Consider the following 1,362-nt stretch of genomic DNA (forward strand, 5'->3'; position numbering starts at 1 on the left):
CTGGCGCGGGGCGCCCATATCGACGCGGCCGCCTATGAGGCCGCCGTGGCCCGGGTCGAGACCGATCCGGAAGGCTACTGGCGCGACATCGCCGCCCGGCTGGACTGGATCAAGGCTCCGACCCAGATCAAGGACGTCTCGTTCGACAAGGACGACTTCCGCATCCGCTGGTACGAGGACGGGGTGCTGAACGTCAGCGCCAACTGCCTGGATCGCCACCTGCCGGCCCGCAAGGACGACATCGCCCTGATCTTCGAGGGCGACGAGCCGGGGACCTCCGACACCCTGACCTATGGCCAGCTGCACGAGGAGGTTTGCCGCATGGCCAACGTCCTCAAGGTCCAGGGTGTCCAGAAGGGCGACCGGGTGACGATCTACCTGCCGATGATCCCGATCGCCGCCGTCGCCATGCTGGCCTGCGCCCGGATCGGCGCGGTCCACTCGGTGGTGTTCGGCGGCTTCTCGCCCGACAGCATCGCCGGCCGCATCCAGGACTGCGCCTCCCACTTCGTGATCACCGCCGACGAGGGCAAGCGCGGCGGCAAGCGCATCCCGCTGAAGGCCAATATCGACGAGGCGCTCAAGCACTGCCCCTGGGTGGGCAAGGTGCTGATGGTCCGCTGGACCGGCGCCGAAGTCCCCCTGGTCAAGAACCGCGACATCGTCTGGCAGGACGTGCGCGAGGCGGTGTCGACCGACTGCCCGCCCGAGCCGATGCACGCCGAGGATCCGCTGTTCATCCTCTACACCTCGGGATCGACGGGAAAGCCCAAGGGCGTGCTGCACACCACCGGCGGCTATCTGGCCTGGGCCTCGTGGACCTTCTGGGCGGTGTTCGACTACAAACCCGGCGAAGTCTTCTGGTGCACGGCCGACGTCGGCTGGGTCACCGGCCACAGCTATGTCGTCTACGGCCCGCTGGCCAATGGCGGGACCAGCCTGATCTTCGAGGGCGTGCCCAACTATCCCACCCCCAGCCGCTTCTGGGAGGTGATCGACAAGCACAGGGTCGAGATCTTCTACACCGCCCCCACGGCCCTGCGCGCCCTGATGCGCGAGGGCGACGACTACGTGACCCGCAACGATCTGTCGTCCCTGCGCGTGCTGGGCAGCGTCGGCGAGCCGATCAATCCCGAGGCCTGGCTCTGGTACCACCGCGTGGTCGGCAAGGAGAAGCTGCCCATCGTCGACACCTGGTGGCAGACCGAGACCGGCGGCATGCTGATCACCCCCCTGCCCGGGGCCACCGACCTCAAGCCCGGCTCGGCCTCCAAGCCCCTGCCCGGCGTCAAGCCGCAGCTGGTCGACGCCGAGGGTCTGGTCCTTGCCGGCGCGACCGAGGGCAATCTCGTGATCACCGAC

General features: G+C 68.3%; 1 protein-coding gene. It reads left to right on the forward strand.

Going from position 1 to position 1,362, the window contains the following annotated elements; all coding sequences use genetic code 11:
• On the forward strand, positions 1–1,362 hold a 1,362-nt coding region (locus tag AC1RJ9_RS28325; protein ID WP_492842015.1), incomplete at both ends, for an acetate--CoA ligase.

It is taken from the genome of Caulobacter sp. GW822-FHT07D08 (genome assembly GCF_058798735.1).